The organism is candidate division WOR-3 bacterium (assembly GCA_013177935.1).
Taxonomy (GTDB): domain Bacteria; phylum Hydrothermota; class Tepidihabitantia; order Tepidihabitantales; family Tepidihabitantaceae; genus Tepidihabitans.
The window spans coordinates 84,340-98,221 of record JABLXZ010000001.1 but is presented as its reverse complement, the minus strand read 5'-3'; the positions used below and the strand labels follow the sequence as shown (position 1 = coordinate 98,221).

The 13,882-nt window shown below is 51.1% G+C and carries 15 protein-coding genes; 3 read left to right on the top strand and 12 right to left on the bottom strand.

Features of this window, described 5'->3' with window-relative positions; all coding sequences use genetic code 11:
- From rpsS to HPY86_00415, 10 genes are all read right to left on the bottom strand, one after another.
- On the bottom strand, positions 1–297 hold the full coding sequence (rpsS, locus tag HPY86_00460) for a 30S ribosomal protein S19 (protein NPV13396.1): 297 nt from the start codon (positions 295–297) through the stop codon (positions 1–3).
- A 1-nt stretch (position 298) separates the two neighbouring features.
- Positions 299–1,123 carry a 50S ribosomal protein L2 gene (rplB, locus tag HPY86_00455; GenBank protein ID NPV13395.1) on the bottom strand — a complete coding sequence of 275 codons (825 nt, stop codon included), beginning with the start codon at positions 1,121–1,123 and terminating at the stop codon, positions 299–301.
- A 2-nt stretch (positions 1,124–1,125) separates the two neighbouring features.
- Positions 1,126–1,416 (bottom strand): 50S ribosomal protein L23, encoded by a 291-nt coding sequence (locus HPY86_00450; protein NPV13394.1) that lies wholly within the window; start codon positions 1,414–1,416, stop codon positions 1,126–1,128.
- The gene (gene rplD, locus HPY86_00445) at positions 1,413–2,045 is read right to left on the bottom strand and encodes a 50S ribosomal protein L4 (protein ID NPV13393.1); all 633 of its coding nucleotides are present in this window, start codon (positions 2,043–2,045) and stop codon (positions 1,413–1,415) included. Before rplD ends, HPY86_00450 begins: the two co-directional genes overlap by 4 nt.
- Position 2,046: 1 nt before the next feature.
- Positions 2,047–2,667 carry a 50S ribosomal protein L3 gene (gene rplC / locus HPY86_00440; GenBank protein NPV13392.1) on the bottom strand — a complete coding sequence of 207 codons (621 nt, stop codon included), beginning with the start codon at positions 2,665–2,667 and terminating at the stop codon, positions 2,047–2,049.
- Positions 2,664–2,987, bottom strand: a complete 324-nt coding sequence (gene rpsJ / locus HPY86_00435; protein ID NPV13391.1) for a 30S ribosomal protein S10 — start codon at positions 2,985–2,987, stop codon at positions 2,664–2,666. The genes rplC and rpsJ overlap by 4 nt, the downstream gene beginning before the upstream one ends.
- A gap of 337 nt (positions 2,988–3,324) precedes the next feature.
- The gene (locus tag HPY86_00430; GenBank protein NPV13390.1) at positions 3,325–3,801 is read right to left on the bottom strand and encodes a Zn-ribbon domain-containing OB-fold protein; all 477 of its coding nucleotides are present in this window, start codon (positions 3,799–3,801) and stop codon (positions 3,325–3,327) included.
- 13 nt (positions 3,802–3,814) lie between these two features.
- Positions 3,815–4,363, bottom strand: coding sequence for a Zn-ribbon domain-containing OB-fold protein (locus HPY86_00425; GenBank protein ID NPV13389.1), 549 nt, complete (start codon positions 4,361–4,363; stop codon positions 3,815–3,817).
- A gap of 59 nt (positions 4,364–4,422) precedes the next feature.
- Positions 4,423–5,583, bottom strand: coding sequence for a thiolase domain-containing protein (locus tag HPY86_00420; protein ID NPV13388.1), 1,161 nt, complete (start codon positions 5,581–5,583; stop codon positions 4,423–4,425).
- Positions 5,584–5,592: 9 nt separating this feature from the next.
- A complete protein-coding gene (locus tag HPY86_00415; GenBank protein NPV13387.1) occupies positions 5,593–6,753 on the bottom strand; it encodes an acetyl-CoA acetyltransferase in 1,161 nt (386 codons plus the stop codon).
- A gap of 181 nt (positions 6,754–6,934) precedes the next feature.
- On the opposite strand from HPY86_00415, the gene HPY86_00410 reads away from it, so the two are divergent.
- The 3 genes from HPY86_00410 to sucD are packed head-to-tail and all read left to right on the top strand — an operon-like array spanning position 6,935 to position 10,557.
- Positions 6,935–8,500, top strand: a complete 1,566-nt coding sequence (locus HPY86_00410) for a hypothetical protein (GenBank protein ID NPV13386.1) — start codon at positions 6,935–6,937, stop codon at positions 8,498–8,500.
- Positions 8,501–8,557: 57 nt separating this feature from the next.
- Positions 8,558–9,697: an ADP-forming succinate--CoA ligase subunit beta gene (sucC, locus tag HPY86_00405; GenBank protein NPV13385.1), complete on the top strand. Its 1,140-nt coding sequence runs from the start codon at positions 8,558–8,560 to the stop codon at positions 9,695–9,697.
- The gene (gene sucD, locus HPY86_00400) at positions 9,694–10,557 is read left to right on the top strand and encodes a succinate--CoA ligase subunit alpha (protein NPV13384.1); all 864 of its coding nucleotides are present in this window, start codon (positions 9,694–9,696) and stop codon (positions 10,555–10,557) included. The genes sucC and sucD overlap by 4 nt, the downstream gene beginning before the upstream one ends.
- A 375-nt stretch (positions 10,558–10,932) precedes the next feature.
- Here the strand turns inward: sucD and HPY86_00395 are convergent, their stop codons facing one another.
- Both HPY86_00395 and HPY86_00390 read right to left on the bottom strand, forming a co-directional pair.
- A complete protein-coding gene (locus HPY86_00395; GenBank protein NPV13383.1) occupies positions 10,933–12,801 on the bottom strand; it encodes a beta-propeller fold lactonase family protein in 1,869 nt (622 codons plus the stop codon).
- Between the two features lie 560 nt (positions 12,802–13,361).
- Positions 13,362–13,817, bottom strand: a complete 456-nt coding sequence (locus HPY86_00390) for a hypothetical protein (GenBank protein ID NPV13382.1) — start codon at positions 13,815–13,817, stop codon at positions 13,362–13,364.
- Positions 13,818–13,882: the final 65 nt, after the last annotated feature.

The following is a 13,882-nucleotide window of genomic DNA, read 5'->3' as shown; positions in this document are numbered from 1 at the left end:
TTAATGCTCCCGTTTCTCCTCAACCGACTTTTCCTTACGCTGCCCAGAATGTGCCCGGAAAGTACGGGTCGGTGCGAACTCACCTAATCGGTGTCCGACCATCCGTTCGGTGATATAAACCGGTATAAATCTGTTGCCGTTGTGAATCGCAATCGTCTGACCAACAAACTCAGGGGGGATAATACTGCGCCGGGCATATGTTTTTATCACTCGCCGCTCACCCTTCTCCACCAGCTCCTTTATCCGCCGGAACAACTTCTCATCGATATAAGGACCCTTCTTCAGCGAACGCCCCATCTTATGCCCTCCTGCGAATGATAAGTTTGCTCGACTTCTTCTTCGGATTGCGGGTCTTATAACCTTTGGCAATCATCCCCTTCTCCGAACAGGGATGTCTGCCACCAGAACTTTTGCCTTCGCCGCCACCCATCGGATGGTCAACCGGATTCATCGCCACCGCCCTTGTCCTTGGTCTGCGACCCATATGACGGCTCCGGCCCGCCTTGCCGATTGAAATGTCTTTATGCTCGGCATTTGACACCCGGCCAATCGTCGCCCAGCACCGTAAATCGAACTTACGAATCTCACCCGATGGCAACTTCACCACCGCCCAGCCTTCCTCTTTGGCAAGAATCTGAGCCGCGGTTCCAGCCGAACGTACCAAAAACGACCGGCTTGACGGATAAAGTTGAAGATTGTGAATTTCGACTCCGACCGGTATGTCTGACAACGGCATCGCATTGCCAAACCTTATCGGCAGGTTGTTACCCGAAGCAACCTGGTCGCCCACCTTCAACCCTTCAGGGCAAAGAATATAGCGATACTCACCATCGGCGTAACAAACCAGCGCAATCCGGGCTGAACGGTTCGGGTCGTATTCAATCGAAACCACCTTGGCGGGAATGCCCACCTTATCTCTTAAAAAGTCAATTATCCGGTAGTGCCGTTTTTCGCCACCACCGCGATACTTGGCGGTAATTCTGCCCTGATTGTTCCTCCCGCCGGTCTTACGCAATGGAACCGTCAAAGGCTTATACGGCTCCTCCCGGGTAATCTCACTGAAATCGGAAACGGTGTAATGCCTTCTACCGGGTGTAATCGGTCGATACTGCTTAATACCCATAATTAATGCTCCAGAGCCTCAATTCTTTCGCCTTCTTTTAACTTTACTACCGCTTTCTTCCAGTCGGGCCGATATCCTTGAAACATCCCCATCCGTCGCTTCTTCCCTTTAAAATTCATCACCCGCACATCGGTCACATGAACCTTAAACATCTGCTCGACCGCCTGACGAATCTGATGTTTATTAGCATCGCGGTTCACACGCAGGGTATAACTCCCCTCCGCACCTTTTACCCGTTCCGACTTTTCGGTAACAACTACCCCTAAAATAATCTTAGTCGGGTCAATCATCATTTAACCCCCATCGCCGTAAGAAAACTCTCAAGCCCCTTCTCGGTGAAAATCAACTTCTGATGTGTCAACACCTGATAGGAGTTCAACTGCGCCGCGGGCATAACATCTAACCAGGAGACATTTTGACTCGCTCGCACTAAATTTTCTGAAGCCCGCTCCACAAGCAAAAGCACCTTATCACCCTTTGCCAATGGTGAGGCTATCTTCTCAACTATATTCACCAACTCTCTGGTCTTCGGCTCATTAAGCTCAAAATCTTCAACAATCTTAATACCATTTTCCTTTGCCCGTGATGTCAGCGCCAGTGCCAGCGCCTGACGCCGTACCTTTTTTGGCAACTCATAACTGTAATCTCTTGGCTTGGGACCCCAGGCGATACCACCGCCGCGCCAGATGGGCGAACGCCTTGAACCGTGTCGTGCCCGTCCGGTGTGCTTCTGGGGCCAGGGCTTTTTACCGGTACCCGAGACTTCACCGCGCGTCTTGGTTTTCGCGGTTCCCTGACGCTGATTTGCGAGATAACAGCGCACCGCATCCCAGAGCAAACTCTTGGGACCAGAACGGTTAAACCATTCCGAAGGCAACTCCACCTGCCGCTTCACCTCACCGGAAATGGTCAATACCTCCACCTCACGCCCCCTTCCGGATTAAAACCCGGGCACCGCGATAACCCGGAACCGCACCGCGCACATAAATCACACCCTGTTCCGGGTCAACCTTAACCACTTTAAGGTTCTTGATTGTCACGCGCTCACAACCGTAATGTCCCGGTAAAGTGCGACCGGGCAATGCCCTTCCCGGTGAAGAACCAGCGCCCAGTGAACCAATACGCCGGTGTGACATCGACCCGTGTGAAGCAGGACCACCATGCCAGCCCCAGCGCTTCATTCCTCCGGCAAATCCGCGACCTTTTGTCCAGCCGGTAACATTTACAAACTCACCCGGCTGGAAAATGTCCACCTTCAACTCCTGCCCGATCTGATAACCCTCCACACTATCAACCCGAAATTCGCACACTTTGCCCAGCACCGGCACGCCCGCCTTTTTAAACTGCCCCTCATAAGGCTTGGTCAACTGGCGCTTACTCGGTTCACCCTGGCCAATCTGAACCGCAAAATAGCCATGCTTCTCCCGGGTCCGTAAACCAACAACCACACATTTTCCCACCTTAATCTCAGTCACCGGTACCACTTTACCCGCATCATCATAAATCTGGGTCATCTCACCCTTTATGCCAACCAACCCAATCATGCCGACTTAATCTCCACTTCTACCCCGGCTGGCACTTCAAGTTTCATCAGCGCGTCCACCATATCGGCCGTGGCATTAGAAATCTCAATCAACCTCTTATGCACCCGCAACTCAAACTGCTCCCGTGACTTTTTGTCAACATGGGGCGAACGCAGCACCGTAAAAAGCGTGCGCTTGGTTGGCAACGGAATCGGACCTGCCACCTGCGCACCGGTCCGCTTCGCCACATCCACAATGTCTCGCGCCGACTGGTCAAGCAGCCGGTGGTCATAGGCTTTTAACTTTATCCTTATCTTTTTCGAACTTCTTAATACGCTCATTTTAAATAAAAACTACACTTCTTTCCTTTTCTGCTTTCCGACCTTTACTTTACCGGGGTCTTTACTAACTTAACTGTGCCTTATGGCACTTTGACCCGATTTCTTATCGCACTAATTAGCAAATATACTAATTAAAAACCGCTTGTCAACTAATTCGTTAAAGATTTTCCTACCCCCTGTTATTTCAGCCTTTTTGTTACAACCCTCCCTCTTTTCAGTTGCCTGCCAGCCGTAAACTCCAATTACAAACTTACACCAGGGGCTACACAAAGCAACCGCGGTTCTCTTACTATACTATAGTGCCTGCCCGGTTATTCGACCTTGCGCTATATCTGCGCTATGGGGCAGGTTGAAAGTAGAGGATATCGGTTATCGCACCCTCTCGTTTTGCCTTCGGTTTCAACACCGGGGCAACTCTCATCCCGAAACAAATCTCTTCCGGCTTCACATTACCCAGATAATGCACAAGACAGGTTGAAGCACCATCAAGTTTAATCAGTCCGACCAGTACCGGCTGTTTTAGCCTCTTACCATCAAGCCCAACATAAACCACTGTCCAGGACTCCAGCGTGCCAGTCGGACCAACCGTTACCCAGTTGTCAAGCCTTTCCAGACACCGCTCACAGAAAATCCTTCCCGGAACGAACACTATGCCACACCGCTCACACTTTGTGCCGGTTAACTGCCCCTTTTCCTGGAGCGTCCGGTAAAAGCGCTCGCCAGCAATCCCCACGGTATAGAGGCTTTCTACCGGCAACTCACCGAACCAGACCTTGGTCTGGCTAACCTGTTCATTTCTTTGTTTCAGTGCCATCTTACTCCTCCCCTTACAGTGGCTTCCAGTAGCGGATATCGGTGATTGCACCTTCTCGCTCTGCCGGCTCTTTCCAGACCGCCTTCACCCTCATACCGATGTAAACCTTTTTCGGGTCAACCTCACCTAAAAGGTGCATTATTCCCATCCCCTTGGAAGCGCCGTCAATCTCAATCACCGCTGGAATCTGGGGTTCTTTTATCCTCTTCACATCCCAGGTTACATAACACAGCGAAAAGGTGTTAACCGTGCCCGTATCTTTCAGTTCCACCCATTCATCGATATTGCGGAAACACCATTCGCAGAAAATCCGCGGGGGCACCATCGTCCTGCCACATTTGTGGCACCGCACGCCCAGAATCTTTCCCTCTTTCAATCCGGCAAGATACCTGCTTATTGCCACACCGGCATCCCAGCCGTATTTCGCATCCGCCTTCCATCTTGTGGTAAGAACTTTTCCTTCCTTAATATCTTCATCGCTTAAACCCGTACCAGGAAAACCACCATCTAATTTCGGCTTCTCGCTTGCCGCTAACCCTCCACCACTGCCGCGTATGGGCATATTCGGCTGGCGGTTTTGCTTCTTTACTTTCAGTTTTTTAACCTGTGCCATCTCTCCTCCTATATTCCTACCACCACAACAGCACCAACCTGCATCAAATCGCCCCAGGCTTGGGCAACACCGCGCTTTGCCTTGCGCGCCACCTGACGCTTTCCTGCCTCGCCCCGCAACTGCCAGAAGAGTTCGGCGACCTTCATCAAACCGGCAGCAGCGATTGGGTTACCAACCCCGAGCAAACCACCTGAAGGACAAACTGGCAACTCACCATCCCGCTGTGTCACGCCGTCCAGAGTTAGTTGCGGTGCCTCTCCTCTTCCGCACAGCAGAAGTCCTTCCATATGGTGCAGCTCTTTGTAATCAAACGGGTCATAGGGTTCGGCGATATGAATCTGATGACGCGGGTCGGTGATTCCCGCCATCTTATACGCCATCCTTGCCGCTTCTTCCACATAACGGGGATAACACAGGTCGCGATTTGTCCAGTAGGCGGTATCAAGCGCCCAGCCCACACCTTCAATCCATACCGGTTTATCAGTCACCCGGCGCGCAATACTCTCATTTGCCAGAACCAATGCCACCGCACCATCAGAAACCGGACTGACATCAAGCCTTTGTACGGGCCAGGCAAGAACCTCGGAGTTAAGAATATCGTCCAGGGTAACTTTGCCACCGAGTTGCGCTGCCGGATGGTCAATAGCGTTATTTTTATTCTTGACCGCAACCCGGGCAATATCCTCTTTCCGTAAACCATAGGTGTTCATATACCGATTCATCTCCAGCGCAAATATCCAGAGCAGATTGGGCTTTAAAGGCCGTTCGGTCGTATGGTCAAATATCGTCAGGAATGCACCCTGAGGATGCGGCTGAAAAGAAGACATCTTCTCCTCACACACCACGAGACAGGTGTCAAACACCCCTGATGCAACATGATACCAGCCATGAGCAACTGAAAATACCCCGGTACCGCCGCCCACATAACAGCGCATATAAGGCTTGCCCCAGGCACCAGCGCCCGGTGACAGATACTCACCCTTCATATGCACACCGTCAAATGTGTCCGGCGCGCTGCCCAGTACAACACCATCAATCTGGTCAAGTTTCATTCCGCAACTGTCCAGCGCCGCCTTTGTTGCATAAAAGGCAAGTTCCTGGCCGGTCTCCTGCGCCCGGCGCACAAACTTTGTCATTCCCGCACCAACGATTGCTACTCTGTTACCCATCACTCCTCCTTAAACAGTTAAAATCGCCACTGCGGCGCTTGCCGTGGGCAGACCACGCCAGGATTGCACCAGCGCGGTCCGGGATTTGGGCAGTTGATTCTTACCCGCTTCCCCGCGCAACTCCTGCACCGCCCAATAAAGCCGGGCAAGACCTGTTCCTTCGTAAAGATACCCCATTCCCAGGGCGCCGCCTGATGAGTTTACCGGCAAACTGCCCTTTAATCCGGTTCTACCCGACTCAACCCAGTGTTTCAACTCCGCATCACCCACAAGCCGCAAATCAAGGAGGTTTTGCAACTCCTTATAAGAGTAAGTGTCGTCAATCTCAGCGAAGTCTATCTCCTCTGCCGGACACTTAATCCCGGCGTACCGATAAGCCATATCCGCTGCTCTGGTAACAAAATCCTGCCTTTCCCAATCGCGGGACTCCAGATTGTAAGAGCCGTTACACCAGCCCATACCGGTCAAAAACACCGGCTTTGAACAGTTAACTTGTTTCTTCTGCAACCACCGCTCCGAAGCCAATACCACGACCACCGCACCATCAACCGGATGCGCAATGTCCAGTTCAGTAAGGGGAAAGGCAACCATCGGTGCAGTTCTGAAATCTTCGTCCGCGAGTTTTGCCGCTCTGCCGGCAATCGGATTATCAAGCGCATTATACCGATTCTTCTTCACCACCGCCGCGCAGTGCTCAGTTGTCAATCCAAACCGCTTGAGAAACCGATTCATCTCCAATCCGGCGATGAAAAGGTTGTTCAGTTGCAACGGTCGGGTGAAAACTGGGTCCTGGGCGCAAACCTCAACCCCATCCGGTGTCAGGATGTTTGATGCCTTAGAATGCGCCTCCACCACCGCCACATCAAATTTACCCGTCATTATCTGCAACCACGCCGCCGCAATGCCGTGCAAGCCATCGCCTGTAATCGTATGCATCTGCTTTAACGCTGCCCCAAGCTGGTCCGGCACATACTCATCAAAGATGCTCGTCCCTTCAATATAGTCCTCGGCGCAGGTCACGAAGGTGTCCACATCCCGCCTCGGGTCAATGCCCGCATCCTCATAAGCCTTTACCGCCGCCTCATACATCAGTTCCTTATAAGAAACATCAGGCGAGATGGAACGAAACTGGGTTGCGCCGATGCCGATAATCGCTACTTTATTTGTCATTGTGCCTCCTGGAAAATAGACCTTCTCAGACAATTTACTATCAATTTACGATGCACGAGTCCGATTATACACCCAAATTGTTCTGAGTCAATTAAAACATCCTCTTCAATGCCTCCCCGCACTTCAACTTGACAGAAATCAATATCTTCTCTATTCTGAACCCGTTCCAGGAGTTCAATTAATGAAGAAGTTATTAACCCCGCTTGTCCTTGCCCTGACATTTCTCACCCTGTTTTTACTTTTGCCCTCCACCCATTACAACACCGACGGCTTTCGCGTCCTCTCCACCTTGCACCGGGTGGCAATCACCCCCTCAGGCACAACACAGTACATTCCCCTTAACTGGCAAACCGCCTATCAGCAACCCCACTACTTCCGCCAGAATGTCCAGAAACATTTTTTATTTCCCATTTACGCTCATACCGCCTACCGCATCTTCCGGCTGTTCAACTATCAAGGCAACGGTGTAAAACCCCTGCAGCTCGCTAACGCCCTTTGTGCTGCTTTAACCCTTTTTCTATTTGCCCTGCTCCTCTTAACACAATCCCACCCGCTCCCCACGGTAATCACCGCCACCCTGGGCTTGGGCTTCTCCTTCGCATTTTCCGCACAAGCCACCAACATCGCCGAAGTAATTCCTGCAACACCGTGGCTCCTCTTCTCGCTCCTCTTCTTGGAAAAAAGAAAACCGCTTAGCGCCGCGTTTTGTCTCGGCATCAGCGCCGGTTTTTACCTCTTGTCCCTGCTTGTTTTACCCTTTCTCATTTTATTATCGCTCCGGCAAACCCCGCGCCGGATTCTGCTCTCCCTTCTTATCACCCCACCCATCACAACCCTTATTATCTACCTCACCGTTCTTATCCCTGCCGGCGCCAAAAACCTGCAAAACATCCTGACCGCAATTTTCTTTCTACCCGAACAGGGCACATTTGGCGGATTCAAACTGTCCAACCTCATCTCAACCCCGCTCGGCTTTATATCAAGCCTGTTCCCGGTACTTCCTGACAACTTCGCCGGTATTAAAACCGCGCTTGCCACCCGAAACCCGCACCCCTTCTTACTTATTACACTAATCATTGCCGGTATCCTAATTCTGACCCTCACCCTGCTTGCCGCCCGCAACAAACCTGGCACCGCCCTGCTCATCACCAGTCTGGTCACCGCCCTTTTCTGGGATCCGTACCACCAGAAAATCTGGCTCTATGCGGTTATCGGCTTCTCGCTTGTTCTTGGCACCGTTCGGCACTCGCGCCTGCCCCTTTTTCTCATCACCCTTATCTTAATCCCGTTTAACCTCAACGCCCTTATCAAAAACCACCAGCCTTACCTTAAATGGCAAACCGCGCAAAAACTGGCTGATTTTGTCCTTCTTGAACACGAGCCCGGTAAAGCGAAAACCGTTTTCGGCAACTGGGAACCGGAATTTGACTACCTCAGCGCCTTTCTGCCCGACACCTGGCTTATCTCAATACCCGACCTCATCCTTGAAACCAAACGCGACTCCAGCCGATTTTATACCACAACTGACTCCCTAAAACAGCGTTCTCCCGCCGGCAATATCTACTTTGTCAACACCTTCAACCGCACCCAACAGCAGTTAGAAAAGTTATCGGTTAACCGTCTCAAATTTCCCTACCTCCTCATCTGGCTGGAAAACCAGCGCCCGTTTATCCAGCCCGTATGGCACGACACCGCAACCGGCACAACCCTCTACCAGCTATTCAACCCCACACCGGGCAACAATTAGCGCAAAGCCCAAAACACCCGCTTGACCCTGCGCCGGTTTTCGTTAGATTTAACCTGTATGAAAATCCATGAATATCAGGCTAAACAGATTTTTGCCCGGGCGGGAATTCCCACACCGCGCGAGCAGATGGTAAAATCACCAAACGAAGCAAAACAGGCATCAATTGCGGTTGGTGTTCCGGCGGTACTCAAAGCCCAGGTCCTGGTTGGTGGTCGCGGTAAAGCCGGTGGTGTCAAACGGGTTGACCGGTTTGAAGATGTTCTGCCCACCGCCGAAAAAATCCTCGGTATGACAATCAAAGGCTTGAAGGTCACAAAACTCCTCGTCTCCGAATGCGTCCCAATCAAATCCGAATTCTACCTCGGTATTACGGTTGACCGTTCTGCCCGGCAACCGGTTCTCATCGCCTCTGCCGCGGGTGGCGTTGAGATTGAAGAGGTTGCGAAAACCAGCCCGGAAAAAATTCTCAAGGCAGAAATCGACCCCTTGCTCGGCATCCTGCCCTTCCAAACCCGCACCATCGGTTTTTCTTTGTTCGGTGACCTGAAACTGACCAGCGCCTTCACCACCATCTGCCAGAAACTTTACCAGATATTTGTCGAGCGCGACTGCTCGCTTGTTGAAATCAACCCGCTGGTGTTAACCGATGATGGCAAACTGCTCGCCCTGGATGCGAAAATCAACTTTGACGACAACGCCCTTTTCCGCCATCCCGAAAATGAGGCGTTGCGCGACCCGGAAGGTGAAGAGCCCAAAGAGATTGAAGCCAAAGCCGCGGGTCTTTCTTACATCAAACTCTCCGGCAATGTTGGCTGCATTGTCAACGGTGCGGGCCTGGCAATGGCGACGATGGACTTAATCAAACGGTATGGTGGTGAACCGGCAAACTTCCTTGATGTCGGTGGCTCCTCATCGCCCGAAAAGATGATAACCGCAATGCGCATCATCCTCTCCGACCCCAATGTCAAAGCGATTCTCGTCAACATCTTCGGCGGCATCACCCGCTGTGACGACATCGCTCAGGGGCTCATCGCTGCAATAAAGAAAGCCGACATCAAAGTGCCGATTGTTGCCCGTCTTGTTGGCACCAACGCCGAAAAGGCGTGTGCCCTGCTCGCTGATAGCCCGGTCTATAGTGCCACCGGGATGAGTGAAGCGGTCAAACTGGCAGTTGCCAAGGCAAAGGAGGCAAGATGAGCATCCTGATTGACCAGAACACCCGGCTGATTGTTCAGGGCATAACCGGCAGAGACGGCGCCTTTCACGCCCGATTGATGAAAGAGTACGGCACCCAGGTGGTCGGCGGTGTAACCCCGGGCAAAGGCGGTCAGGAGATTGACGGCATACCGGTTTTCAACTCGGTTGCCGAAGCGGTCCGGGCAACCGGTGCCGATGCATCAATCATCTTTGTACCTGCCAACTTTGCCGGCGATGCGCTACTCGAAGCGGTCTTCTCCGGCGTAAAACTAATCGTCTGTGTGACCGAAGGGGTACCGGTACTCGATGCAATCAAGGCGATTGCGGTCGCAAAAACCCGTGGCGTCCGGATTGTTGGTCCAAACTGCCCCGGTGCAATCTCGCCCGGAAAGGCAAAAGTCGGAATAATGCCCGCTGCCGCATTTCGGCCTGGACCGGTCGGCATCGTTTCCCGTTCTGGAACCCTGACCTATGAGATCGCCGCCAACACCGGCGAATTCGGTCAATCAACCGTAATCGGCATCGGTGGCGACCCGGTAATCGGCACCAACTTTATTGACTGTTTAAAGATGTTTCAGGACGACCCTGAAACCAGAGCGATAGTCATCGTCGGCGAGATTGGTGGCAGTGATGAAGAAAAGGCGGCACAGTTTGTCCGGCAGTATGTGACAAAACCGGTGTTCGGCTTCATCGCGGGCCAAACCGCACCCCCGGATAAAAGGATGGGACATGCCGGCGCCATCATATCTGCCGGTTCCGGTACCGCAGCCGAGAAGATTCAGGCGTTTCAGTCCGCTGGCATTGAGGTCATCTACGAACCCGAACAACTGGCAGAAAAACTTAAGGCAAAGTTAACCTAACTTTACTGGAATAAGGGGCTTAACTTATAAACCCTGAAGCCGGTCCAGCAACCCTGCTACACTGCCTGAGATAGACAAACTAACAGACAAACCCTCAATTTCACCCTTAAACAATGCCGGTTATCCGCTATTCGGTACCATGGATTAGCCCTTGGGAAAGCAACCTCCATTTCACTCCTTAATTCAACCGGCTAACCAGTCACCAATTCGTTCTGGGAACCGCTCCCGGAACCGTCCCCAGACTCCCTTCCCAAGCCCTATCAAGTGCAATATCTACTGCTGTCTTAATGACGATATTAGCGACTCTTATGCCCCTGAAATGAAAATAAAATAAGGGCGGGGATTTTCCCCGCCCCAGATGCTGAAAACATATCACTACTGCCCGAGTACAGTTACATCGTTGGTACCGTAATTACTCACATACACAAAGTTGCCATTGGGCAACACCGCCACACCTACCGGTTGGTCTCCGACAGTAACGGTTTCCACAACCGTATTAGTTGAGGTACGAATCACCGAAACAGCATCATCATCCCGATTTGCCACATACACATATTGACCATTCGGTAGTACGGCTACACCGAGGGGCCGAGTTCCAACCGAAACGGTTGCGACAACTGTGTTGTCCGAAGTCCGAATCACCGAAACGCGAGCGAGGTTGTTATTTGCCACATATACATACTCACCATTGGGCAGTGCTGCCAAGCCGCGGGGACCGCCGCCAACTGCAACTGTTGCCACGACGGTATGGTCCGAAGTACGAATCACCGAAACATTGTTGCTTGTGTAATTTGCCACATAAACATACGCACCATTGGGCAATACCGCCACATCGTACGGGTCGCTACCAGCGCCAACTGTTGCGACAACTGTATTGTCTGATGTCCGAATCACCGAAACATTGTCGCTACCCAAATTTGTCACATACACATAGTTGCTATTGGGTGATGCTGCTAAACTGTATGGCTCATTACCGACCGAAACCGTTGCGACAACCGTATTGTCCGATGTCCGAATCACCGAAACATTGTCGCTGTTGTAGTTCGCCACATAAACATACTCGCCGTTGGGTAGTGCCGCCACATCGTACGGACCGTCTCCCACTGCAACCGTTGCAACAACCGTATTGTCCGAAGTCCGAATCACCGACACTTCGTCACTGTATAAATTTGCTACATACACATATTCGCCACTGGGCAGTGCGTCCAAGCCCTCCGGGCTCGGGTCAACCGAAACTGTTGCTACAATCTGATTCGGATATCCACCACTGGAAATGGTAATCTGGTGTCCACCCGACCAGGCGGATGTGTCGCCGTGCACATCCTTTGCCTGTGCCTTCACATAATAGGTGCCGGCAGTCTGATAGGAGTAACTCATCGTCACCTGTTGACCTGATGTAACAAACGAACTCCAGTTTGAGACAACACCATTACCCCAGTCAAACCTGATGGAAACACTATCTCCATCCGGGTCGGTACTGGAACTGACAAAATCGTAAGAAACCCCGACCTCACCGGTTGCCGGTCCTGAAGGAATCGCCGGTGTATTGGGCGGATTGTTAACCGGTGCCTGGATTGTTATCTGGTGTCCACCAGACCAGGCGGATGTGTCGCCGTGAATATCCTTTGCCTGTGCCTTCACATTATAAGTACCTACAGATAAGTAGGAATGAGACGCTGTTACATTAGCCCCACTTGCGACATAGGAACTCCAATTAGAAATATTGCCATCACCCCAGTCAAACCTGATTGAAACACTATCTCCATCCGGGTCGGTGCTGGAACTGACAAAATCGTAAGAAACCCCGACCTCACCGGTTGCCGGTCCTGAAGGGGTTGCTGGTGTGTTGGGCGGATTGTTGGTACTACCAGCGGAGATTGTAATTTGATGTGCGGCTGACCAGTCAGAAGTATCGCCGTCATCATCCATTGCCTGCGCCCTAACATTAAAGGTACCAGCGGTTTGATATGAATAACTAATCGTCACCTGTTGACCTGATGTAACAAACGAACTCCAGTTTGAGACAACACCGTTACCCCAGTCAAACCTGATTGCCACACCATCTTCATCCGGGTCAGTGCTTGAACTGCTAAAATCGTAAGCAACTCCAACCTGACCGGTTGTTGGTCCAGAAGGGGTTGCTGGTGTGGTAGGCGGATTGTTGGCTGGTGGCTGGCAGGTTAGCGACAGTAGTGTGGCAAACACAATCACACCGACCGGGAAATGACTATGCCATTTCCTCATAACCACTCCTCCTTTTTAAATAGCCTCAATCACGAGGCTAAAACTTGCCGGTATATGCTGCCGTGCAGGCTCTTCTCTGTAACGCCCTGTCCGATACCCTGCGTATATCAGAACAAGTGCCTGCCCATTCGGGCAGAACTCTAAATTGACTAACGCAAAATTTTCTATCTGACTACGCCTTGCTGATAGACGACATTTAACGGCTATGGTAGGTATCATACCACAAAATTTGCCGCATATTACAAAAACTTATCCTAATGTCAAGGAAAATTGAAATATGGAAAAGAAAGGCGATAATGTCATCATTAGGAATCCTAAAGAAAAACGCTGCCTGAATATCCCTGAATCTATCATTTAAACCCTGACAGTTTACCGTGTCGCTCAAACCGAAAGGCAAAACAAGGGTAGCGAGATAGGGAGTAATCCCCCCTGCGGCTTGACAAATAAACGAAAATCTTTGCCTGGTAGCATTCGCCGACAGTTACCGAAAACGGATAGCAAAATTACTATAGGGCGTTGTCGTTACTATATTATTCCCGTTAAGATAGTACTTTCTTACTTTACAGTTCAGCCTTTTTGTCCTGCCGCTGCCAGTATATCAAGGTGCCGAGGGTACCATCTTTCTCTTTGACCAGGATGCATTGCAACCCTTCAGTCACCTTTTCATCTTCTTTCATTTTCCGATAACTGTTCACTATTACCTGGTCAGAAAATGAACTGCTGCACTCAACATCCTGAAACAGGTTTTCTACACGCTCATCATAAAATTTCTTGACAACGGGCAAGGAATCTGTTGTCCGGAAGATATAAAACTGGCTAAATCCGTTTTCGTCTTCTGAGGCGGAAAAGTTAAGTACACTGGCATTAGGATATTTAAGTTCTGGGGGGATATCAGGTAAGGATTCGGTTGTTTGGGTTTTGGTGACCACCACCTTATTTTCCACCTTATGCGGTGCTTTGCTACAACCAAGGATAAGGAGCGCCAAAAAGACTGCGGCTATCTTATTGCCCTTCATATTAACTCCTTTCATTTTAAGCTGCCCGCAAGCAAGAAAATATAAGATGGGTTTTCTAAATTGTC